This window comes from Micromonospora sp. NPDC050980 (genome assembly GCF_040653835.1).
Classification (GTDB): Bacteria; Actinomycetota; Actinomycetes; order Mycobacteriales; family Micromonosporaceae; genus Micromonospora.
Genome location: NZ_JBFAGS010000002.1, coordinates 232,714 through 252,930, shown reverse-complemented (window position 1 = coordinate 252,930; position 20,217 = coordinate 232,714). Strand labels below are relative to the sequence as shown.

At 73.1% G+C, this 20,217-nt stretch carries 16 protein-coding genes; 5 read left to right on the top strand and 11 right to left on the bottom strand.

Annotated elements, in window-relative coordinates:
* Nucleotides 1-116 precede the first annotated feature (116 nt).
* Together AB0H28_RS05085 and alr are read right to left on the bottom strand one after the other, a co-directional pair.
* Entirely contained in the window at nt 117-884 is a 768-nt protein-coding gene (locus tag AB0H28_RS05085; RefSeq protein WP_358034422.1) for a tryptophan 2,3-dioxygenase family protein, read from the bottom strand.
* Complete coding sequence (alr, locus tag AB0H28_RS05080) at nt 881-1,996, bottom strand: alanine racemase (protein ID WP_358034420.1); 1,116 nt, start codon at nt 1,994-1,996, stop codon at nt 881-883. The genes AB0H28_RS05085 and alr overlap by 4 nt, the downstream gene beginning before the upstream one ends.
* 315 nt (nt 1,997-2,311) lie before the next feature.
* Here alr and AB0H28_RS05075 point away from each other — a divergent pair, with 315 nt between their 5' ends.
* The 3 genes from AB0H28_RS05075 to AB0H28_RS05065 all read left to right on the top strand — a co-directional run bounded on the left by AB0H28_RS05075 (nt 2,312) and on the right by AB0H28_RS05065 (nt 4,827).
* Complete coding sequence (locus AB0H28_RS05075) at nt 2,312-2,560, top strand: acyl carrier protein (RefSeq protein WP_358034417.1); 249 nt, start codon at nt 2,312-2,314, stop codon at nt 2,558-2,560.
* On the top strand, nt 2,557-3,111 hold the full coding sequence (locus tag AB0H28_RS05070) for a ferritin-like domain-containing protein (protein WP_358034415.1): 555 nt from the start codon (nt 2,557-2,559) through the stop codon (nt 3,109-3,111). Before AB0H28_RS05075 ends, AB0H28_RS05070 begins: the two co-directional genes overlap by 4 nt.
* Nucleotides 3,112-3,198: 87 nt before the next feature.
* The gene (locus AB0H28_RS05065) at nt 3,199-4,827 is read left to right on the top strand and encodes an AMP-binding protein (RefSeq protein ID WP_358034413.1); all 1,629 of its coding nucleotides are present in this window, start codon (nt 3,199-3,201) and stop codon (nt 4,825-4,827) included.
* A gap of 46 nt (nt 4,828-4,873) precedes the next feature.
* On the opposite strand, the gene AB0H28_RS05060 is transcribed toward AB0H28_RS05065, so the two are convergent.
* Genes AB0H28_RS05060 through AB0H28_RS05050 form a run of 3 tightly spaced genes read right to left on the bottom strand, consistent with a single transcriptional unit; the run spans nt 4,874 to nt 7,724 of the window.
* Entirely contained in the window at nt 4,874-6,058 is a 1,185-nt protein-coding gene (locus tag AB0H28_RS05060; RefSeq protein ID WP_358034410.1) for an acyl-CoA dehydrogenase, read from the bottom strand.
* Nucleotides 6,055-6,954 (bottom strand): branched-chain amino acid transaminase, encoded by a 900-nt coding sequence (locus AB0H28_RS05055; RefSeq protein WP_358034406.1) that lies wholly within the window; start codon nt 6,952-6,954, stop codon nt 6,055-6,057. The genes AB0H28_RS05060 and AB0H28_RS05055 overlap by 4 nt, the downstream gene beginning before the upstream one ends.
* Nucleotides 6,954-7,724 (bottom strand): response regulator transcription factor, encoded by a 771-nt coding sequence (locus AB0H28_RS05050; protein WP_358034403.1) that lies wholly within the window; start codon nt 7,722-7,724, stop codon nt 6,954-6,956. The genes AB0H28_RS05055 and AB0H28_RS05050 overlap by 1 nt, the downstream gene beginning before the upstream one ends.
* Nucleotides 7,725-8,057: 333 nt before the next feature.
* On the opposite strand from AB0H28_RS05050, the gene AB0H28_RS05045 reads away from it, so the two are divergent.
* A complete protein-coding gene (locus AB0H28_RS05045; protein ID WP_358034400.1) occupies nt 8,058-9,332 on the top strand; it encodes an alpha/beta fold hydrolase in 1,275 nt (424 codons plus the stop codon).
* A gap of 335 nt (nt 9,333-9,667) precedes the next feature.
* Here the strand turns inward: AB0H28_RS05045 and AB0H28_RS05040 are convergent, their stop codons facing one another.
* The gene (locus AB0H28_RS05040; RefSeq protein WP_358034398.1) at nt 9,668-10,669 is read right to left on the bottom strand and encodes a beta-ketoacyl-ACP synthase 3; all 1,002 of its coding nucleotides are present in this window, start codon (nt 10,667-10,669) and stop codon (nt 9,668-9,670) included.
* A gap of 190 nt (nt 10,670-10,859) precedes the next feature.
* Here AB0H28_RS05040 and kynU point away from each other — a divergent pair, with 190 nt between their 5' ends.
* Entirely contained in the window at nt 10,860-12,125 is a 1,266-nt protein-coding gene (gene kynU / locus AB0H28_RS05035; protein WP_358034395.1) for a kynureninase, read from the top strand.
* 22 nt (nt 12,126-12,147) lie between these two features.
* Here the strand turns inward: kynU and AB0H28_RS05030 are convergent, their stop codons facing one another.
* The 5 genes from AB0H28_RS05030 to AB0H28_RS05010 form a co-directional block, all read right to left on the bottom strand.
* On the bottom strand, nt 12,148-13,629 hold the full coding sequence (locus AB0H28_RS05030; RefSeq protein ID WP_358034392.1) for a hypothetical protein: 1,482 nt from the start codon (nt 13,627-13,629) through the stop codon (nt 12,148-12,150).
* 157 nt (nt 13,630-13,786) lie between these two features.
* Nucleotides 13,787-15,175 (bottom strand): RICIN domain-containing protein, encoded by a 1,389-nt coding sequence (locus AB0H28_RS05025; RefSeq protein WP_358035148.1) that lies wholly within the window; start codon nt 15,173-15,175, stop codon nt 13,787-13,789.
* A 140-nt stretch (nt 15,176-15,315) separates the two neighbouring features.
* On the bottom strand, nt 15,316-16,980 hold the full coding sequence (locus tag AB0H28_RS05020; protein ID WP_358034389.1) for an RICIN domain-containing protein: 1,665 nt from the start codon (nt 16,978-16,980) through the stop codon (nt 15,316-15,318).
* A gap of 95 nt (nt 16,981-17,075) precedes the next feature.
* Nucleotides 17,076-18,584 carry a family 43 glycosylhydrolase gene (locus AB0H28_RS05015; RefSeq protein ID WP_358034386.1) on the bottom strand — a complete coding sequence of 503 codons (1,509 nt, stop codon included), beginning with the start codon at nt 18,582-18,584 and terminating at the stop codon, nt 17,076-17,078.
* A gap of 117 nt (nt 18,585-18,701) precedes the next feature.
* Nucleotides 18,702-20,147, bottom strand: a complete 1,446-nt coding sequence (locus AB0H28_RS05010) for a family 43 glycosylhydrolase (RefSeq protein ID WP_358034383.1) — start codon at nt 20,145-20,147, stop codon at nt 18,702-18,704.
* Between the last annotated feature and the right edge of the window lie 70 nt (nt 20,148-20,217).

Below are 20,217 nucleotides of genomic sequence, written 5' to 3'. Positions count from 1 at the left end.
TTGCCGTCCGCTTCCCGGCCGGGCCGCCCTCGGACGGAGACTCCGCCCGGGTACCGTCCGGCAGGGTCGCCCGGCGGTGCCCGAACGGCTACCCGGCCGCCCGGCCGGCCCGACGCTCACAACTGGGTCCGGAGCTGCCACAGGTCGGGAAAGAACCGCTCGTCCCGCCGGGACCGCAGGTACGCCACCCCGGCGGAGCCGCCCGTGCCGCCCTTGTGTCCGATCAGCCGCTCGACCGCCAGCGCGTGCCGGGCCCGCCACATCGCCCATGCCTCGTCGTGGTCGAGCAGCGTCTCGGCGACCGCCAGCAGGTCGCTGTCCGGCCGGCCGCTGCGCAGCAGTCGGACCGGGTCGCTCACCCCGCGACGACGCAGCAGCACCCGGAAGGTCTCGGCGAGGCTCGGCTCGCGCAACCGCCGGTCGAGCCGGTCGGCGGCGGCACTGCCCGGCGGCGCGACCACCGCGTGACCACGGCCGCGCAGGCCGGAGAGATACTCGATCTCCCGGTAACCCACCGACTGGAATCCGCTCGCGGTGCCGAGGTGCGGGCGGAGGCCGGCGAACCCGGCCGGGCTGATCGTCGTCAACGTGTCCAGCTGGGTCACCAGCAGCCGGTCCACCGTCACCACCCGACGCAGCCGGTGCAGCGCGTCCGGCAGGGCGTCGGCGTGCAGCGCTGCCCGGGCGGCCACCAGCTCGTGCACGATGAGCTCGAACCACACCTCGAACGCCTGGTGCACCAGGACGAAGAACCGCCCGTCCGGGTGGTCCGGCACCTGGTGGGTGGCCGCCAGCAGCGCGTCGAGGTGCAGGAAGCTTCCGTAGTCGTCGGTGCCCGGCGCGACCACTGCCGACTCCGCACGCCGGTCCTGGTGGATGGTCATCGCTGGCCTCCTCGGTAGACCCGCCGCACCCGAGGGCCGACGCGGGTGAGCAGTTCGTTGGGGATGGTGCCGGCCGCCGCGGCCCACTCGGCCAGCGTCGGCTCGCCCGACGTGCCCGGTCCGAACAGCACGACCGGGTCACCGGCGACCACCGGTGCGTCGTCGACGTCGACCACGAACTGGTCCATGCAGACCCGTCCGCTGATCGGCCGGCGGCGCCCGGCCAGCAGCACCTCGGCGCGGTTACCGGCGGCTCGGGGCACCCCGTCGGCGTAGCCGGCGGCGACCAACGCCAGGGTGGTCGGCCCGGGCGTCACGTACTCGTGACCGTAGGAGACCGGGGTGCCCGCGGGAACCTGGCGGGCCAGCACGACGGGTGCCCGCAGGGTCATCGCCGGCACCAGGGTCACCGGCGGTGGCACCGGCAACGGGTTGATGCCGTAGATCGCGATGCCCGGCCGGATCAGGTCGTACGTGGCGGCCGGCACGGCCAGCGCGCCGGCCGAGTTCGCCAGGTGCCGCAGCCGGGGCGTGATGCCGTGCGCCGCGGCCACCAGGAGCGCCTCGTCGAAGCGCGCCACCTGCCGCGCGGTCGACGGGTGACCCGGCTGGTCGGCGTTGGCCAGGTGGCTCCACACCCCCACCACCTCCAACTCCTCCCCGGCCGCCTTCCCGGCGGCGAGGACCAGGTCGGGCCAGCGGGCCGGGGTGGCCCCGGCGCGGGCGCAGCCGGTGTCGACCTTCAGGTGCACCCGGGCCGGCCGGCCGACCCGGCGCGCCGCGGCGAGCAGGTCGTCGAGGGTGCCCGGGTCCGAGGCGGAGAGGTCGACGCCGGCCCGGACGGCCGGTTCCAGTTCCTCGCCGGGACGCGGCAGCCAGCACAGCACCGGGGCGGTGATCCCGGCGGCCCGCAGCGCCATCGCCTCCGGCAGGTACGCCACGCCCAGCCAGGTGGCGCCGCCGTCGAGAGCGGCCCGCGCGACGGGAACCAGGCCGTGGCCGTACCCGTCGGCCTTGACCACCGCCATCACCTCGACGCCGCGCAGCCGGCGCAGGACGGAGACGTTGTGCGCGACGGCCCCCAGCTCGATCTCCGCTTCGCACCCGACCATACGGCGAGTCTGTCGAGCGCCCCCGGGAAGGCGCAGTGCCTGATCGGGCCGTCCGAGGTGGGATGCCGGGTGACCGCCGGCACCGGGCGGAGCACCAGGTCGTCGGCGCTCGGTGCCCGGCCCGCCGGCGCGACCCGGTACCCGGACCGGGCCCGGTCGGGCACTCCGACCGCGACGGTCAACCGGTGACGGCGAAGTGGGTCCCTCTTCCGGGGATCCGGGTTTCCGGCAGCGGCCCTAGCGTCCGGGAAGCGGCCCACCGTCCGAGGTGGGCCGGCCGACGGATCCGCTCGTGGCAACCGGTGGGAGCGTGTGATGGACGAACAACAGGCGATGGAACTGGTCACCCGGCTGGTGGCCCGAGGCCGGGGGGTGGACCCCCGGGCACTGGAACCGGACACCGATCTGGTGGACGACCTGGGGTTCGACTCCCTGGACGCCTCGGAGCTGCTCGCCGCCCTGCACAGCGAGACCGGTACCCAACTGCCGCTGTCCGACCTGTCCGACCTGCGCACGATCGGCGACGTCGGTCGCGCGCTGAGCACCCGGCAGGTTGTCCGGTGATCGGCGTCAGCGGCCGGCACATCGACCCCGAGGATCCGGTCTGGATCCTCAACCAGTACCGGGCGGCGGAGGTGCACGGCGCCGGGGCCATCATGCGGATGGCCCGGCTGGCCGACACCGCCCGACTCCGCAGCGACCTGTCCCGCCACCTGCGCGACGAGGCGGTGCACGCCTGGCTGTGGACCCGCGCCATCGAGGACTTCGGCGGCGAGGTGGCCGAGGTGGCGCAGCCGTACCAGGCACGGCTGTCGGCGCACTTCGGCATCCCGAAGACGCTCACCGACATGCTGGCGCTGACCCTGGTGTCGGAGAAGCGCGGCCTGTCCGAGTACGAGCTGCACGTCGACCAGGCGGACCTGCCGCAGGCGGTCCGCCGTCCGCTGAAGGCGATCATCCGCGACGAGGCGTGGCACGTCTCCTACATCGAGGAGGCGCTGCGGGAGCGGGCCCGGGCGGACCGGCGGGTGAACGACATCATCGAACGCGCCGAGCGGGCGGACGTGCTGGCCGTGGCCGAGCTGGAGACGGAGGCGGCGGGCACCGACCGGTGAGCTGTCGCCGCCCTGGCCGGGCCGGTGGCGGCGCAGCCACCCGTCGGCCGGTCCTCCGGCCGGTCGACTCCCACCACAGCTCCGACGATGATTGGCGAGCCCGTGACCCAGCTCGATCTTCCCCCTTCCTCCGTCGCCTGGCCGGACGCTCACGCCACCGCGCCGGGCCTGTCGCTCGAGGAGATCGTCCGCCCGTACGGGTCGCCGGAGACGGTCACCTTCGTCGCCGGCGACGGTGACCGCGACACGGCCAGCTACGACGTGCTGGCCCGGCGGATCGCCACCGCCGCCCACCGGCTGCGGGCCGCCGGCCTGCGTCCCGGCGACCCGGTGGCGGTCACCCTGGCCAACGACCTGCCGACGGTGACCGCCGCACTGGCCGTCTGGGCCGCCGGCGGCACCCTGGTCTCGCTCCCCCCGGCGCCACGTCGGGGCCGGGAGGGGCACGCCGCCCGGTTCGGCGCGGTGCTCGACGCGATGGACTGCCGGCTGCACCTCACCGGGACAGCCGACGAGCCCGCGCTGACCGGCCGGATGCGCGCCGTGCCGATCGCCGCCGTCCAGGGCGAGGAGCGGGTCGCCGACCCGGAGCCGGCCGTACCGCGCACCGCCCTGGTGCAGTTCACCTCGGGCAGCCTCGGCTCCCCGAAGGGTGTCGCGGTGCGCGGGGACACCTTCGCCGGGCACGTCAAGATGATCAGCCGGTGCTTCCGGCTGGACCCGGCCCGGGACATCGTGTCGACCTGGCTGCCGCTCTACCACGATCTGGGCTTCGTCTGCTTCTTCGGCTCGGCGCTCTATGCCCGCACGACGCAGACCCACGCCGACCCGAGGTCGTTCGTGCTGGACCCGGCACGCTGGCTGACCATGCTGGCGCAGGAACGCGCCACGGTCAGTGGCGCGCCGAACTTCGGTTTCCGGCTCGCCTCCCGGGTGCCGTACCCGGACGGGCTGGACCTGTCGTCGATGCGCTCCTGCCTCAACGCCGCCGAGCGGGTGATCTGGGAGGACCTGGTCGACTTCCACCGGGTGGCCGGACCGCTCGGCTTTCCCTGGGAAGCGATCATGCCGGCGTACGGGTTGGCGGAGGGCACCGTCGGCGTGTCCTGTGCGCCGCACGACCGTGGGCCGGTCCGGGGGCCGGACGGGCACGTCTCGCTCGGCCCGCCGCTGCCGGGCAACCGGTACACGGTCGCGCCCGGCGAAGCGCCGGGAAGCCTGCTGCTCGACTCCGACTGGCTCTTCGAGGGTTACTGGACCGCCGACGGCTTCCAGGAGCGGCGGCCGGGCCCGTTCGACACCGATGACGCCGCCTTCGTCCACGACGGAGAGCTGTACGTGATCGGCCGACGGTCGGAGGTGGCGTCCGTGTCCGGGCACAACGTGTTCGCCGAGGACGTCGAGGCGGTGGCCCTCAGCACCGCCGGGCCGGCCCTGCTGGGGTGCGCGGCGTTCAAGCACCGCGGGGATGCCGGGGAACGGTTCGGGCTGGTGCTGGAGGTTTCGCCGCGGGCTCGCGAGGTCGCGCCCGAGCTGGCCCGGGCGGCCCGGCGGGCGGTGACCGACGCGCTCGGCACCCGGCCGGGCCCGGTCCTGGTGGTGCCGCAGGGGGCGATCCCGCGGACCACCTCGGGCAAGCCCCGCCGCCCGGTGCTGCGCGACGCGGTCCTCGGCGGTGAGCTGCCCGCGCGCCGCGTCCTCGCCACGCTGGCCTGACGTCTCGGGGGGTGGGGCACGCCGCGGCGTGCCCCACCCCCCGATCTCACGGGTGCGGCAGGTCCGCGTCGAGCAGCACGTCGAGCTGGGCGTCGAAGCGGCTGTCGGGCCGGATCAGCCGGCTGGCGACCAGCTCGGTCAGCACCTCGTCGGCGCCGCCGCCGATCCGTGCCAGGCGCACGTCCCGCCACCAGCCCTCGAGCGGAAAGTTGGTGGTGTAGCCACGTGCCCCGAAGACCTGGAGACAGTCGTCGGTGACCTGCTCCACGGTGTCGCAGACGACCAGCTTCAGCGCGGCGACCTCGTGCGCGAAACCCTCGCCAGCGGTAGCCCGGGCGACGGTGTCACGCAGTGCCGACGCCGCCACCGCGAGGCGCGCCTGGGCGAGCGCCAGCCGGTGCCGAACGGCCTGCTTGTCCAGCAACGGGCCGCCGCCGATCATCCGCCGCCGGGCGAACGCGGCGGCCAGGCCGAGCGCCTGCCGGCCGGCGGTGAGCAGTTGGGCGCAGATGGACAGCCGCTCGAACTGGAGCAGCCGGCTGGCGTAGGCCAGGCCCATGCCGGGGGCGCCGAGCAGCGCCTCGGGGCCGAGCAGGGTGTCGATCCCGACCTCGCCGACGTCGCAGGAGCGCAGGCCGGCGGTGCCGAAGAAGCCCTCGACCCGGACGCCGGGGGCATCCAGCGGGACGAGGAACAGCGCCAGGTCACGGGGACCGCTGCCGGCCACCCGGGCCACCGCGAGCAGATGGGTGGCGCCGCCCAGGTTGGACACGTACCGCTTTCGCCCGACCAGTCGCCAGCCGCGCGGGTGTGGGGTGGCGGTGCTGCGCAGTCCGGCCAGGTCGGATCCGCCCTGTGGTTCGGTGGCGCCGAAGCAGCCCACGGCCCGCCCGTCGAGCGCGTCGTCGAGCAGCGTCCGCTGCGCGTCGTCGGCGGCGAGCCATTGCAACGCCCCGACGAAGACCTCGCTGTGTCCCATCGCGGCCAGGGCGAGACCGCTGTCGAACTCGCTGAGTTCCTCGGCCATGGCGACCACCCGGGGCAGCCCCGCGATGGCTCCGGGCGCCCAGCGGTCGCGGAAGACCCCGTGGTCGGCCAGGGTGGTGAGCACGTCGCGGGGCAGGTGGCCGTCGGTCGTCCAGTCGCGCCGCCGGTCCGGGTCGATGCCGGCGATCGCGGCCCGGACGCGGGCCCGGTGGTCCGGTTCGACCACTGCCGCCACGGGGGTCATCCGACCAGCTCCCGCCAGGCGGCGTGCGCGGTGTTCCGACCGCTGGTGAGGTCGGCGTACGCGGTGGCGAGCTGCTGCGTCAGCGGGCCGACCTTGCCGCTGCCCACCGGCCGGCGGTCCACGCCGAGCACGGGCACGATCCCGGCCGCGGTGCCGGTGAGGAAGCACTCGTCGGCGTGGTAGAGGTCGGTGCGCACCAGCACGTCGGCGCGGGCCGGCGTGCCGGCCTCCCGGGCCAAGGTGAGCACGGTGTCGCGGACGACGCCCTCCAGGGCGCCCGAGGCCAGGTGCGGGGTACGCAGCTCGCCGTCGCGGACGACGAAGAGGTTGTGCGCCCAGCCGTCGGTGACCTGCCCCTCGGTGTTGATCATGATCGCCTCGTCGAAGCCGCTGGTCAGCGCCTCCATCTGGGCGAGGTAGGAGTTGAGGTACTGACCGGTGGCCTTGGCCGCGGGCGGCAGCACCTGGGAGGGCATCCGCTGAAAGCTGGCGACCTTGGCCTGCACCCCGTCCTGCTTCGCGCCGCCGGCCAGCGGCCCGTCGGCGGACGTGAGCACCGCCACCTGGTACGGCGCGGTGAGCGGGCTCTCTCCCGGGCCGAGGAAGACGATCGGCCGCAGGTACGCCTCGGTCAGGCCGTTGGCGCGGACGACGGCGCGACACGCCTCGGCGAGGTCCTCCACGCTGTAGGGCAGTCGGACCAGGTAGGTGGCCGCGGAGCGGGCCAACCGCCGCAGGTGATCGGTCAGCCGAAAGATCGCCGGCCCCTGTGGGGTGCCGTGGCAGCGGACGCCCTCGAAGAAACCGATCCCGTAGTGCAGTCCGTGCGCGCTGACGTGCACCCGCGCGTCGTCCCAGTCGACCAGCGACCCGTCCAGCCACACTGTGCCGCTCATCATGCTCTCCCTCCCTTGCCCCACTGCTGGCGCTCCGGCACGGATGCGATGCGACGACGAAGGTTGACCACGGCGGGGTCCGGTGGGGACGCCCGCTCCTCGGCCAGCAAGCCGTGGTTGAGGGCGACCGTCACCGCCACCGTCCGGTTGGGACAGTTCAGCTTGGCCAGGACGTTGCCGACGTGCCGCTTCGCGCCGTGCTCGGAGATGCCGAGCCGCCGGGCGATCTGCTTGTTGCTGAGCCCTTCGGCCAGCAGCTTAAGGGCCTGCCGTTCCCGGGGCGTGAGCATGAACGGCGGGTCTGAGCGGGGCTTGCCAGCGGTGCGTAGCTCGTCGAGAATGCGCCGCGCGAGGGAGCCCGGGATGGGCATCTCGCCGTGGCGCAGCTTGTGCAGGCTGTCGGCCAGGACCGTCCGGTTCAGCCCGGGTTCGAGCAGGAAACCGTCCACCGAGAGAGCGGCGACCTCCGGCAGCAGCGCGTCCTCCGCCTGGCGCAGCAGGAACAGCGACGACGTGCCACCGCGGGCGGCGGCGGCGAGCAGCGCGTCGGCGCCGCCGGTCGGCCCGCCCGCGGAGATGATCAGAATCTGGTACGCCCCGCTCTCCAGCAACCGGGCGGTGACGTGCGGATCGCCTTCCGGCTGGACCGCGGTCACCATCGGCAGATCACCCAGCATCTGGCTGAGGCCGCATCGGGTCAGCTCGTTATCGATGGCCACCAGGATCGCCAGTCCGGCGGACTGCGGTGTCGCCTTGCTCAGGTCGTGCATGCTTCTCCTCACCACGGCCCCGTGGGGCCTCTCGCGCACCTGGGCATGCGGGTGCCACGGCCGTTACGGGCTGCGGCACGTCGACGCCCTCCGAGGGTGGACATGGCCATACGGGTCGACCGGACGGCCAACATGCGATATCCGTTCAGGTCGATCAGTTATGCGAATGTTAACGGTCCGACGCCGTCCGCACCACAACAAGCGAATGACTACGATGAGTAGGCGACCCCAACAGCGGATGCGCGTTCGGCGGGGCGCACAACGCCTTTGTTGGGTAACCTCATTGTGGCATCATGCGCCTTGTCGGCGAATTCGACCACTCGGTAGGCCCTAATGACCGTTCTGCGCATTGGCGGAGCATTAGCTTCGCTCCTCTTCGGCCTCGCGGCGGGCTGGTCGGCGGCATCCGGGGCGGCGCGGCTCACCACCCGCCCGGCCGTCTTCCTCACCGCCGGCCTGATCGCCTACGCGGCCGTGACGGTGGCCGCCGGCTGGTTGCTGACCCGGCAGCTGCGTCCCGGGGAGGCGATGCGGATCCGGGTGATCGGCGGCGGCGTCGCGGCTGCCCTGGTGCTGCTGCCCGCGGCATGGACCACGCTCAACCCGGCCACCCCGCAGACCACGCCACCGCCGGCCGGCACGACGTTCTGGGTCCTGCCGGACGGGTCGCGGATCGCCGCGCTGCGGGTGCCGGGCCGTGCCGGCGCCCCGGGCGATCCGGTGGTCTTCCTGCACGGCGGTCCGGGGGTGGCCGACATGGACCACGACGCGCCGATCCTGGGCCGGCTGGCCGAGACCGGGCGCGACGTGTGGTTCTACGACCAGATCGGGGCCGGCCGCTCCAGCCGGCTGGCCGATCCGACCGGCTACTCGCTCGGGCGTGACCTGGCCGATCTGGAGCAGGTCCGGCTGCGGATCGGCACACCGCGGATGGTGCTGATCGGTCACTCCTACGGTGCGACACTCGCCGCCGCCTACCTGGCCCGGCATCCCGAGCACGTCTCTCGGGTCGTCTTCTCCTCACCAGGACGCCTGGTCCCCGAGGTCGGCGACGTGAGCGGCACCGGGATGGTGGGCCGGCTGGACGTCCGGCACCAGCTCCGCGTGCTGGGCACCCTCCTGCGACCGCGGGCGATGCTGACCTACAGCCTGCTCAAGGTCAGCCCCCGGGCGGCCCACGCACTGTCCGGCGACGACGAGATGGACAGCCGGTTCGCGACGCTGTACCGGCAGTCCGCACCCGGCCTCGTCTGCCCCGGAAACCCTGTCCCGGCCACGCCGGAACGGCCCGGTTTCTATGCCAACCAGGTGCCACTGAACCGCTCCCGCCCGGCCCCCGACATCCGTCCCGCGCTCACCGGGCTGCGGGTGCCCGCCCTGATCGTCAAGGGCGGGTGCGACTACCTGCCGTGGTCCTTCGTGGCCGACTACCGACGCAGCCTGCCGGGCAGCGAGCTGGTCTACTTCGACGACTGCGGGCACCAGACCTACGCCGAGCACCCGGAGCGGTTCCTGGCGGTGGTCACCGCGTTCCTGGCCGACGCGCCGCCGCCGTGGCCGACGTGGACGGCGCTGACGCCGCCGTCGTCCTATCGGGGGACGGCCTGACCGGCCGCCAGCAATCGCGCGGTCCGTCCGACCTGCTCTTTGTCTTAACGTTGTAAATTGTGAGCGGAATTTTGCCGGCGGCGACCGGCCAGCGGCCCGGCGGGCAGCTCCCACACCCCAAATCCGGAGCTATTCCCCGCACCCCGGAGAACCGTCAGCGCCTCCTTACCCAACGTTAAGCTACCGACAGTGACAACGGGCGGGCCGGACGATTCCGGGCGTTCGATGCAACCGCCGCCGAATACTGACGGCGCAACTATCATCCACCCGGCCGTGGCCTTTTCCACCAGGCCGAGGAACGCCCGCACACCCGGCCGCGGCGGCCCCGCCGTCGATCACGGGAGACGCACCACCTGGCCGGCATAGAGCAGGCCCGCGCCGAAGCCGAGCAGCAGCGCCAGCCCGCCACCGGCCTCCGGGGCCCGGCTCACCAGCCGGTCCAGCGCCAACGGCACCGATGCGGCCGCGGTGTTGCCCAGTTCCGCCACGTCCCGGGCGACCAACACGCTCGGGGGCAGGTCGAGCGCTTGCACCAGAGCGTCGGTGATCCGGTCGTTGGCCTGGTGCGGAACGAACGCGACCAGGTCGTCGACCTCCACCCGCGCCGCCGCCAACGCGGCGAGCGCCACCTCCCGCATGCGGGTCACCGCCCAGCGGAACACCGTCGGCCCCTGCATCCTCAGGTAGGGATAGCCCGGGCCGGCGCGGTCCTGCAACAGCGACCAGTCGTGGGGCTGGGCGATGGCGTCGCCGTGGTCGCTGTCCGATCCCCACACCACGGTGGAGATGCCCGGGGTGTCCGAGGGGGCCACCACCACCGCGCCCGCGCCGTCGCCGAAGAGGAAGGCCGAGGTTCGGTCGTGCGGGTCGACGATGTCGCTCATTCGCTCGACGCCCACCACCAGCACGTGCTCCGCGGAACCGCCAGCCACCAGGTCGCGGGCCGTGCCGAGGGCATAGCAGAAGCCGGCACAGCCGGCGTTGACATCGAACGCCGCCGGGTGCTGCGCCCCGGACCCGAGCAGGTTGGCGACCCGGGTGGCCAGCGCGGGCGCCTGCCTGAGGTGGCTCATCGTGGTGGCGATGACGCAGTCGACCTGCTCCACCGAGATGCCCGCCGCCGCCAGCGCCTTGGTGCCCGCGGCGTGGCCCATCGCCGCCAGACTCTCCTGCGGTCCGGCGAACCGCCGGCGGTGGATGCCCGAGCGGCGGACGATCCATTCGTCGCTCGAGTCGATCCCGTCGCACACCTCCTCGTTGCCGACCACCCGATCGGGAAGATAACCACCGGTCCCCGCGATCGAGGCGTGCCGCACCGGACGCTTCGACACCTCCATGGCGACTCCCTCCGGACGCCGACGCAGTGTCCGGTCGACGGCCCGTCCGAAGCCTGACGCCGGGACCGCCCGTCCGCGATGCCCTCTGGTGCGGCCGACCGCGCCCGGCGGGCCGCGACGGTCGGAGTGCCCGACCGGGCACCGACGAACCACCACCGTCCGGGTAGACCGGAGCCGGAGGAGGCGACCCATGAGCGACGACCATCCGCGATACGTGGCGAAGGAGTTGGACGCCGACGATCCGCTGGCGCACCTGCGGGACCGCTTCGTGGTCGCCGACGACGATCTCATCTACCTCGACGGCAACTCGCTGGGCCGGCTGCCGGCGGCCACCCCCGCCCACCTCGACCGGCTCGTCCGACGCGGCTGGGGCGAGCAACTGGTGCGATCCTGGCCGACGTGGATCGACTGGAGCCGACGCCTCGGCGACCGGCTCGCCCGACACGCGCTGGGCGCCCGCCCGGGCGAGGTGGTGGTCTCCGACTCCACCTCCGTCAATCTGTACAAGCTGGCCGCCGCCGCGCTGGACGCCGCCCCGGCGACGCGCCGCACGATCCTCGTCGACGCCGAGGACTTCCCCACCGACCGGTACGTGGTGCAGGGTCTCGCCGCCGCCCGCGGGCTGACCGTCCGGCACCTGCCGTCGGATCTCGACCACGGACTCCGCCTCGACGAGTTGCGGAAGGCCCTCGACCACACCGTGGCGCTCGTGGTTCTCTCGGCGGTCTCCTACCGTTGCGGGGCGCTGCTGGACCTGGGCGGGATCAACGCCGCCGCCCGCGCGGCCGGGGCGATGGTGCTGTGGGATCTGTCCCACGCCGCCGGAGCGGTCCCCGTGCGCCTGACCGACACCGGCACCGAGCTGGCCGTCGGCTGCACCTACAAGTACCTCAACGCCGGCCCGGGCGCGCCGGCGTTCCTCTACGTCCGCCAGGAGCTGCAGAGTCGGCTCCGCCAGCCCATCCAGGGCTGGTTCGGCCAGCGGGACCAGTTCCTCATGGCGGCGGGGTACGACCCCGCGCCGGGACTGGACCGGTTCCTGGTGGGCACGCCGCCGATCCTGTCGCTGGCCGCGCTCGACCCCGCGCTCGACGTGCTCGCCGAGGCCGGGGTGGACCGGGTCCGGCGCAAGGGGATGCGACTGGGCGACCTGCTCGTCGAGTTGGCCGACGCCTGGCTGACCCCGTACGGCTTCCGGCTGGCCTCCCCCCGCGACCCGAGGCGGCGCGGTAGCCACGTCACGTTGCGCCACCCGGAGGCGCTGCGTATCTCCCGGGCGCTCGCCACCGAGGGGCGGGTGGTCGGCGACTACCGCACCCCGGACCGGCTCCGGCTCGGTCCGGCGCCGCTCTACACCCGGTTCGTCGACGTGTGGGACGCCATGGACCGGCTCCGCGACATCGCGGCCCGCCGCGCGTGGGAACGGATGCCCGGCGAACCCACCCGGGTCACGTGAGCCACGAGCCCGGGGGCGGCGGTCAGCGCAGGCCGGGCCAGGCGGCGAGGTAACCGCCACCGGTGCCGAACGACGGGCCCGGTCCGCGCCAGAAGCCGACCTTGTCGACCTGCGCGACCGCCGCCGCGACCCCGCCGGCCACGGCCACCCCCCGCACCACGCCGGCGCCGCCGTCGGTGAACACCACCCAGGTCAGCCGCCGCCGCAGGTCGGCGGAGAGCACCAGCACCCAGGCGTCACCACCGGCGTACGGGGCCAGCCGCCGGCCACCCAGCGTCACCTGCGACCGGCCGGCGATCTGGTACGCCGACACCCCGCCGGCGTAGATCCGGCCGGACTCGTCGGCGGTGACCGCGAGCGGCGTGATGGTGTTGCCGCGGTCGCCCTTGCTGTCGATCCGGCTGATCACCACCTGCCCGGCGAGCTGGCGCCCGGAGGCGGGGTCGAAGCGCGCCAGGTAGGTGTAGTGCGCGTCGGCGGTGTTGCTGGCCCGGCTGAAGTCGTCGGTGACCACGTTGGGCGCGGCACGTCCCGGGTCGCCGGCCGAACGCGAGAAGATCGTGTTCCCGCCGGCGGTCTCCCCCGCCAGGTACAGCCGGCCGTCGCGGCCCATCGCGACCCGGTCGGCGCGGCTGTCCGCGCACAGGTCGCCCAACCGGTCCGCGGGATGGTCGTAGGCCCGCCAGCGCAGCTTCCCCCGCCGGTCGTAGGCGTGCAGGTAGGCGATCTGCACCGGCACGCACCGGCCACCGCCGGTCTGCCGGAACCCGCTGACGAAGACCAGGCCGCTGCGGTCGTCCACCGCCACGTCGCGGACCGTACGACCGGGCAACGCGACCCGGCCCAGCGTCGCGCCGCCGAGGTCGTACACGGTGACTGTCGAACCGCGCAGCGCCGCGACCGTGCCGGCGGACCCGACCGCGACCCGGCCGGCGGCGCCACCGCGCTGCCAACGGACCCGGTCCGCCGTGGGGTCCAGCAGCATGACGCCGCGGTCGGTCGCCACCGCGATCTCCCCGCCCGGCCGCCGTGCCTCCAGATCCTCGACCGCGCCGGCCAGCCGGACGGTACGCAGCAGCCGCCGGCCGGTGCCGTCGAGGAGCAGCACCGCGCCGGCGCCGCCGCGGCCGATCGTGGTCACCGGTCCGCCGGCCACCGCGGTGAACCGGCCACCGACCGCGAGCTGGCATGCCGGGGTCACGTCCACCGCGGTCGCCACGCCGCCGGCCCGCCCCAGGTACGCCCCGGCGGTCGGGGTAAGCCGGCTCGGTGACCGGGCCGCCGCGCCGGGCTGCGGGCAGTCCACCGGCGCGGCGCCCAGGCCCGCCCGTGCGCCCGGCGACGCCGCCGTGGCGGTCCCGCCCGGCCGGGCGGGGCTCGCGGAGGTGGGTGCGGCGACCGGACCGTCGACCCGAGGCGATGCGTCCGTGCCGCAGCCGACCGACAGCAGCACCAGGGCGACCCCGGCCGCCAGCCGGCGACGTGATCGCGGGATCGCGGGCATGCCAGTTCCTCCGTCGGTCGCGGCGCCCGGTGGGGCGCTCCTGCGGCGACGCGCAGACTAGCAACCGGCGCCGGTCCGCTCGCCGCGGCCGGGCCGCCCCGAACGCGATCTCGGGGCGGCCCGGCCGGTGCCGTGGTGGCGCGGGAGCGGTGCCCGGTCAGACGCCGATGCGACCGGCGCCGGCGCCCGCCGACACGACGGCCTTCACGGTGCAGGCGGTGTCCATCTGGTACGGGTACGGGATGCCGGCCACGCTGCCGCCGGCCTGCCCGCTGCCCGAGTTGACGAAGCAGTTGTCGCGGGCGACCAGCGAACCGGGGCCGGACGCGGCCTCACCGCGGTGGTAGGGATCGGCGGTGTTCTCGAAGTAGTTGCCCTCGACGAGCACCCCGGCGTTCATCGTCGAGGCGACGCCGTAGCCGCCGACGTTGCTGTAGAGGTTGTTGTAGACGTGCACCGGGTTGCCGAAGCGGACCCGGGGGTGGCGCTGGTTGGAGCCGTCGAACCAGTTGTGGTGGTAGGTGACCCGCAGGTGTCCGATGTCCTGGCTGCCGTTGCTGTCGCTGTGGCCGAGCAGCATCGACTTGTCGTGGCCGTAGATCCGGTTCCAGGACACGGTGACGAGGTCGGAGCCGCGCTTGATGTCGATCGCGCCGTCGTAGCCGTTGGTGAAGCTGTTGTGGTCGATCCAGATGTTGGTGGCCGACTGCTCCACGTTTATCGCGTCGTCGTTCCAGTTGCGGAAGTTCAGGTTGCGGATGATGACGTTGCGGTCACCGCTGACGGTGAATCCGCAGCCGGAGATCGTCGCGCTGGCGATGCCGAGGATCGTCTTGTGGGACCGGACCCGCAGCATGCCGGAGCAGGAGATGGTGCCGGACACCCGGATGACCGCGGGGCTGGCCGAGCCGACCGCGCTGGAGAGCGCGGACGCGCTGGTCACCGTGGTGGTCGCGGCGCTACCGCCGCCGGTGGTGCCGCCGTTCTGGGTGGCCCAGCCGACCAGGCCGGTCTGGGGCGTCCCCGGGTTCCCGCCCCCGATCGGGACGAGCTGCCACTGCTGGTTGGCGCCGTTGAGGTCGGCGTACTGGGAGATCCGGCCGCCGTCGGCGGTGGACCACTGCCACACCTCCATGGCCTTGTTCGAGTGCCGGTTGATCAGGCGGACGTAACCGCTGTCCGAGTCGAGGACCCGGAACTGCTGGTTGGTCGCGTTGAGATCGGGCCACTGCCGATATTCGGCCCCGTCGGCGGTGTTCCATTCCCACAGGTCGACCACCTTGCCGCTGTTGCGGTTCTGCAACCGGTACCAGCCGCTGCCGGAGCTGACGAACCGGAACTGCTGCCAGGCGCCGTCGTTGCGGGACCACTGCTGCAGGGGCGCGCCGTCGGCGGTCGACGTGTCCGTCACGTCGAGGACCTTGCCGCTGTTGCGGTTGACGAGCACGTAGTAGGCGTTGGTGTCGATGGAGGCGGCCTCGGCCGAGGGCGAGACGACCACCACGCCGACGATGCCGACGACGAGGGCGCCGACGGCGGCGAGCAGGGAACGCCGGCGTCGCCGGCGCCCCGGCGGGGGGCCGGTGAGAATCTGGGTCACGGGAACTCCTTCTGGCGGACGGTGGCTGGTGGCGCCACGGCTGAGGTTGCTGCCTTCCGGCCGGGTGCGCCGCGGCGCCCCGGCGCTCAACACCACGTCAGTGCCGAGTTGATGCGGGTGACGTTGCTGATCGTGTTGTTCGATCCGCCGCAGGGACTCTGGGTGATGTTGGTGTTGGTGACGGTCAGGTTCTGCAGGTGGATGCCGGAGGAGATCGGGAACTCGGTCCGCGCGGCGATCCGCACCTCGCCGCCGCCGGTCACCGTGCCGGACACCGCGGCGATGGTGACGTTGTAGCAGTTCTCCACGAGGATCGAGTTGTTGCCGGTGTCGGCGATCGTCACCCGGTCGATGACCGCGCCGCCGGATTCCGAGACGCAGAAGATCCCCCGGCCGCCGCCGGACGCGATCACGTTGCCGACCCGGATGTTCGTCGGGTACGAGCTGCCCACCCGGCCGTTGCGGTTGGCCATCCGGAACGCCGCGTATCCGGTGCCGGTCCCGGCGCCCTGCGCGTCGACGGTGCCTACCGTGGCGTTGATCGTGTCGTTGAGCAGCAGGCCGGAGTAGCCGGTGTTGCGCGCCGTGACCGTGCCGATCGTCAGGCCGTCCACACCGTACGTCTCCACCCCGTGCGCGCCGGTCCCGGACACGTAGACGGTGTCGATCCGCACGTTGCGCACCTTGACCGCCCGGTCGCCGCCGTGGTTGTCGATCCGCACCCCGAGGCCGCCCGAGAGCCGCATGTCGATCTGGCCCAGGGTCAGGTTGTTGACGTTGCGCATGAAGATCCCGTACAGCGGCGATCCGGTCAGGGTGAGGTTCTGCACCTCGACGTCCGTGGTGCCTCGGGAGTAGACCGGCGCGTTGTCACCCGATCCCGAACCGGTCACGTTGATCGTGCCGCAGACCGCAAGCGTCGTGTACGACGGCAGCGACAACCGCGATCCGGCGCTCACCGAGCCCGAGCCGCGCACCACCACCCGCTGTTTGGCGGTCCGTCCCGGCGACAGCGAGTTTACCGCGGCCTGCATCGCCGAGAGCATGCTCGAACCCGAGTAGACGGTCGACGATCCGTTGCGGGCCGTCCAGGTGCCGCCGTTCAGCACGGCCTCGGCCTGGTACGAACCGCTGCCGCACCCGGTGCCCGGCGGCGGGGTGGTCGGCGTGCCGCCGCCGACCCGGACCATCCGCCACTGCTGGTTGGCGCCGTCGAGATCGGCGTACTGGCTGATCCGGGCCCCGTCGGCGGTCGACCACTGCCAGACCTCCAGGGCCTTCGCGGAGTGCCGGTTGATCAGCCGGACGTAGCCGCCGTCGGAGTCGAGGACCCGGAACTGCTGGTTGGTCGCGTCGAGGTCGGGCCACTGCCGGTATTCCGCGCCGTCCGCGGTGTTCCACTCCCACAGGTCCACCACCTTGCCGCTGTGGCGGGCGCGCAGGCGGTAGTAGCCGCCGCCGGAGGAGACGAACTGGAACTGCTGCCACTCGCCGTCGTTGCGGGACCACTGCTGGATCGCCGCGCCGTCGCTGGTGGAGGTGTCCCGGACGTCGAGGACCTTGCCGCTGTTGCGGTTGACCAGCACGTAGTAGGCGCTGGTGTCGATGGTGGCGGCCCGCGCCGGCGGCGCGGCCACCACTGCGGCGCCGGCCGCGCCGGCCAGCGCCGCCACCAGGGCCAGCACCAGGCCGGCGCGTCGGCCCCGGCTACGTTGTGCCCGTGGGGGCGGCTTCACTGATGGGTTGAGCATGGTTGAACCTTCCGGTGAGGCCGTCGCGCCGAGCCCGGCGTCGGGGTGGACGAGGTGGCGCGTCGGCGGGGTGGGCAGGGCGACTCGCGCGACCGCTACTCCAGGTGGAAGGTGGCGGAGTCACGGTCGGCGCTCGAACCGACGGGTTCGAGGAACAACAGGCCGTCGCGGTGGCGGACGTAGCGGCCCGGGAAGTTCTGCGACTCCAGGGAGAGCCCGTCGCCGGCGGACAGGCCGGACCGCCGGTGGAAGCTCGCGTCGGCGTCGAACAGGGTCGACCCGTCGTCCCGCTGGACGTGGAGAGCGAAGTCGCGGTGGCGCAGGAAGTACCCGGGGAAGTTGGCGGACTCCAGCGACACGGTCCCCGAGCCGGCGAGGCCGGCGACGATGCGGAACTGCGAGTCGGCCAGGTTCGTCACGTTCGGCTCGACGCGCGCCCGGTAGTCGTAGTGGCGGACGTAGCTGTCGGTCAGGTCGTGCGACCGCAGCCGGACCGGCGTGATGCCGTCGGCCACCGGGATGCCGAAGTTCGGGGTGCCGTCGGCGTTCCAGTAGAGCTTCTGGATCCGGGTCCGGCGGTTCGGGTCGTTGAGCGGGTCACCGGTGATGTCCCGGTAGTTGCGGTCGTGGTAGACCAGGATGTCGCTCTGGCCGTCCTCGGACACGGTGAAGGAGTTGTGCCCGGGGCCGTACTGGCCGGTGGCCGCGTTGCTGGCGAACACCGGGGTCGGGCTCTTGCGCCAGGCGGCGGCGTCGAGCAGGTTCGCGCCGGCGGGGGCGCTCAGCAGGCCGAGGCAGTAGTTGGCGTCGGTGGCGCTGGCCGAGTAGGTGAGGAACACCCGGCCGTCGTGCTGGATCACCGACGGGCCCTCGGCCACCCGGTAGCCGCGGGTCTCCCAGTCGTACGTCGGCACCACCAGCCGGGTCACCGGGCCGGTGATCCGCCACGGGTCGGCGCCCATCCGGGCGAGGTAGACGTTGGAGTTGGTGGAGATGCCGGGCTCCTGCTGGGCCCAGGTCAGATACCGCACCCCGTCGACCGCGAACGTCGAGGCGTCCAGGCTGAACGTGTCCCACGGCGTGGTGATCCGGCCGCGTTCGGTCCACGAGCCGGCCAGCGGGTTCGCGCTCGCGTTCTCCAACACGTACATCCGGATCCGCCACACGTCGTCGGCCCGCCCGGCGGCGAAGTAGACGTACCACCTGTTGTTGATGAAGTGGATCTCCGGGGCCCAGATGTGGGCGCCCATCTCCCCGCTGGTGTGCCGACGCCAGATCGTCGTCTCCGCGGCGGTGGCCAGCCCTTGCAGGGTGGTGGCCCGGCGCAGCACGATCCGGTCGTACTGCGGCACCGTCGCCGTCAGGTAGTAGTAGCCGTCGGTGTGCCGGACGATGTGTGGATCGGCCCGCTGGTTGACGAGCGGGTTGGTGTAGGTCACCGACGGTGCCGCCTGCGCGGGTCGGGACATCGGCAGGCCGGCCGACACGGCGACCACCGCGAGCAGCACGGCCAGGGTCGATCGGAGCCGCCAGGAGGCGGGCACGGTGACGAGCACCGGGTTGGCCGCCCGGCCGGCCGCGGGGACAGGGTGCTGGTGCGACATGCGCACTCCCGATTGGTCGAGATGGTCGTCGGAGGAGGTGGCGTACCGGCGCCCGGCGCTTGTGGCCCGGTCCGGTCCCGGCGGGTGGGCTCGCGCCCGCCCACCGGGACCGGCGGCTCAGTAGACGCAGGGCCAGCCGGCGGCGTCGTAGCCGATGCGGTTGATGCCGAGCAGCGAGACACCGCTGTCGGCGTAGTAGTGGTAGAAGAGCTGGTCACCGTCGGTGTCGGCGAGGAAGGCCTGGTGACCGGGGCCGTGCACGCTGCCGTGCGAGGCCAGGACCTGGGTGCCTCCCCCGGAGAGCATGTCCCGGCCGGCACGGTCGACGAACGGACCGGTCAGGCTCGCCGAGCGACCGACCATCACCCGATAGGTGCTGGCGGCGCCCTGGCAGCAGCGGTCGAACGAGACGTACAGGTAGTACCACGAGCCGCGTTTGACCAGGACGGGCGCCTCGATGCCGGGGCCGTAGGCGGCGAGGCCGCGCAGGGAGCTGCCGAGCCGGCGGCCGGTGCCCGGATCGATCTCGATCAGCTTGATGCCGGACCAGAACGAGCCGAAGGTGAGCCACCAGCGGCCCTGGTCGTCCACGAACAGGTTCGGGTCGATGGCGTTGAAGGTGTCCGAGGTCCGCGACTCGATGACCAGGCCCTGGTTGGTCCAGCTCCCGGAGGCCCCGGTGGTGCTGGTGGCCAGGAAGATCGCCGAGCGGTTGGAGCCGAAGGTGGACGCCGAGTAGTACATGTAGTAGCGCCCGTTGTGGTAGGACAGGTCCGGCGCCCACAGGTTGCGCGCGCCACCGGTGTAGGTGGTGGTCCACGGCGCACCACCGGGAAAGGCGGCGCCCGCGTTGCGGAAGGCGACCCGGTCGGTGGAGGTCTTCAACGCGATGTCGTTGCCGGTGTGCGCGACGAGGTAGGTGCCGTCGGGTCGTTTGACCACCGTCGGGTCGTGCACGCCGATGTCGCCGGTGACCCGGCCGGGCTGCGGGTAGGCCGGCGGCGGGGTGCCGGGCGGCGACGTGGTGGGGCCGGGCCCGGTGGTCGGGTCCCCGCCGCCCAGGCGGACCAACTGCCACTGCTGGTTGGCGCCATCGGTGTCGGAGTAGGCGGCCAGCCGCCCGCCGTCGGCCGTCGACCACTCCCACACGTCGATGACCTTGTTCGACTGCCGGTTGACGAACCGCACGAACCCACCCGCGGAATCCTGCAACCGGAACTGCTGCGTGGCCGACGACCGGTCGGTGGACTGCACCAACTGGGTGCCGTCGTTGCCGTTCGGCAGCTCCAGCACCTTCCCGCTGTGCCGCGACCGCACCGTGTAGAACCCGCCACCGGCGTCCACGAACTGCCACTGCTGCACCGCGAGGTCGTTGCGGGTCCACTGGTTCACCGGCGCGTTCTCCGCCGTCGACCAGTTGTAGAGGTCCATCGCCTTGCCACTGTTGCGGTTCACGAACACGTACGTCGCCGTCGTGTCCACCGTCGCCGCCGACGCCGACGGCAACCCGTGCACCGTCCCGGCGCCGAGCAGCAGCACCGCGGCGCCCGCGACCGTCCCCACCCGCCAACCCCGCGACCGGGACCCCGACCGGGGCACCTGATCCGTCCCTGTCGTCGTCATCGGGTCCTCC

Bases quoted from the DNA above. Each gene is read 5' to 3' on its own strand.
- AB0H28_RS05085 (WP_358034422.1), bottom strand. From the start codon at position 884: ATGACCATCCACCAGGACCGGCGTGCGGAGTCGGCAGTGGTCGCGCCG.
- alr (WP_358034420.1), bottom strand. From the start codon at position 1,996: ATGGTCGGGTGCGAAGCGGAGATCGAGCTGGGGGCCGTCGCGCACAAC.
- AB0H28_RS05075 (WP_358034417.1), top strand. From the start codon at position 2,312: ATGGACGAACAACAGGCGATGGAACTGGTCACCCGGCTGGTGGCCCGA.
- AB0H28_RS05065 (WP_358034413.1), top strand. From the start codon at position 3,199: ATGATTGGCGAGCCCGTGACCCAGCTCGATCTTCCCCCTTCCTCCGTC.
- AB0H28_RS05060 (WP_358034410.1), bottom strand. From the start codon at position 6,058: ATGACCCCCGTGGCGGCAGTGGTCGAACCGGACCACCGGGCCCGCGTC.
- AB0H28_RS05055 (WP_358034406.1), bottom strand. From the start codon at position 6,954: ATGAGCGGCACAGTGTGGCTGGACGGGTCGCTGGTCGACTGGGACGAC.
- AB0H28_RS05050 (WP_358034403.1), bottom strand. From the start codon at position 7,724: ATGCACGACCTGAGCAAGGCGACACCGCAGTCCGCCGGACTGGCGATC.
- AB0H28_RS05045 (WP_358034400.1), top strand. From the start codon at position 8,058: ATGACCGTTCTGCGCATTGGCGGAGCATTAGCTTCGCTCCTCTTCGGC.
- AB0H28_RS05040 (WP_358034398.1), bottom strand. From the start codon at position 10,669: ATGGAGGTGTCGAAGCGTCCGGTGCGGCACGCCTCGATCGCGGGGACC.
- kynU (WP_358034395.1), top strand. From the start codon at position 10,860: ATGAGCGACGACCATCCGCGATACGTGGCGAAGGAGTTGGACGCCGAC.
- AB0H28_RS05030 (WP_358034392.1), bottom strand. From the start codon at position 13,629: ATGCCCGCGATCCCGCGATCACGTCGCCGGCTGGCGGCCGGGGTCGCC.
- AB0H28_RS05020 (WP_358034389.1), bottom strand. From the start codon at position 16,980: ATGCTCAACCCATCAGTGAAGCCGCCCCCACGGGCACAACGTAGCCGG.
- AB0H28_RS05015 (WP_358034386.1), bottom strand. From the start codon at position 18,584: ATGTCGCACCAGCACCCTGTCCCCGCGGCCGGCCGGGCGGCCAACCCG.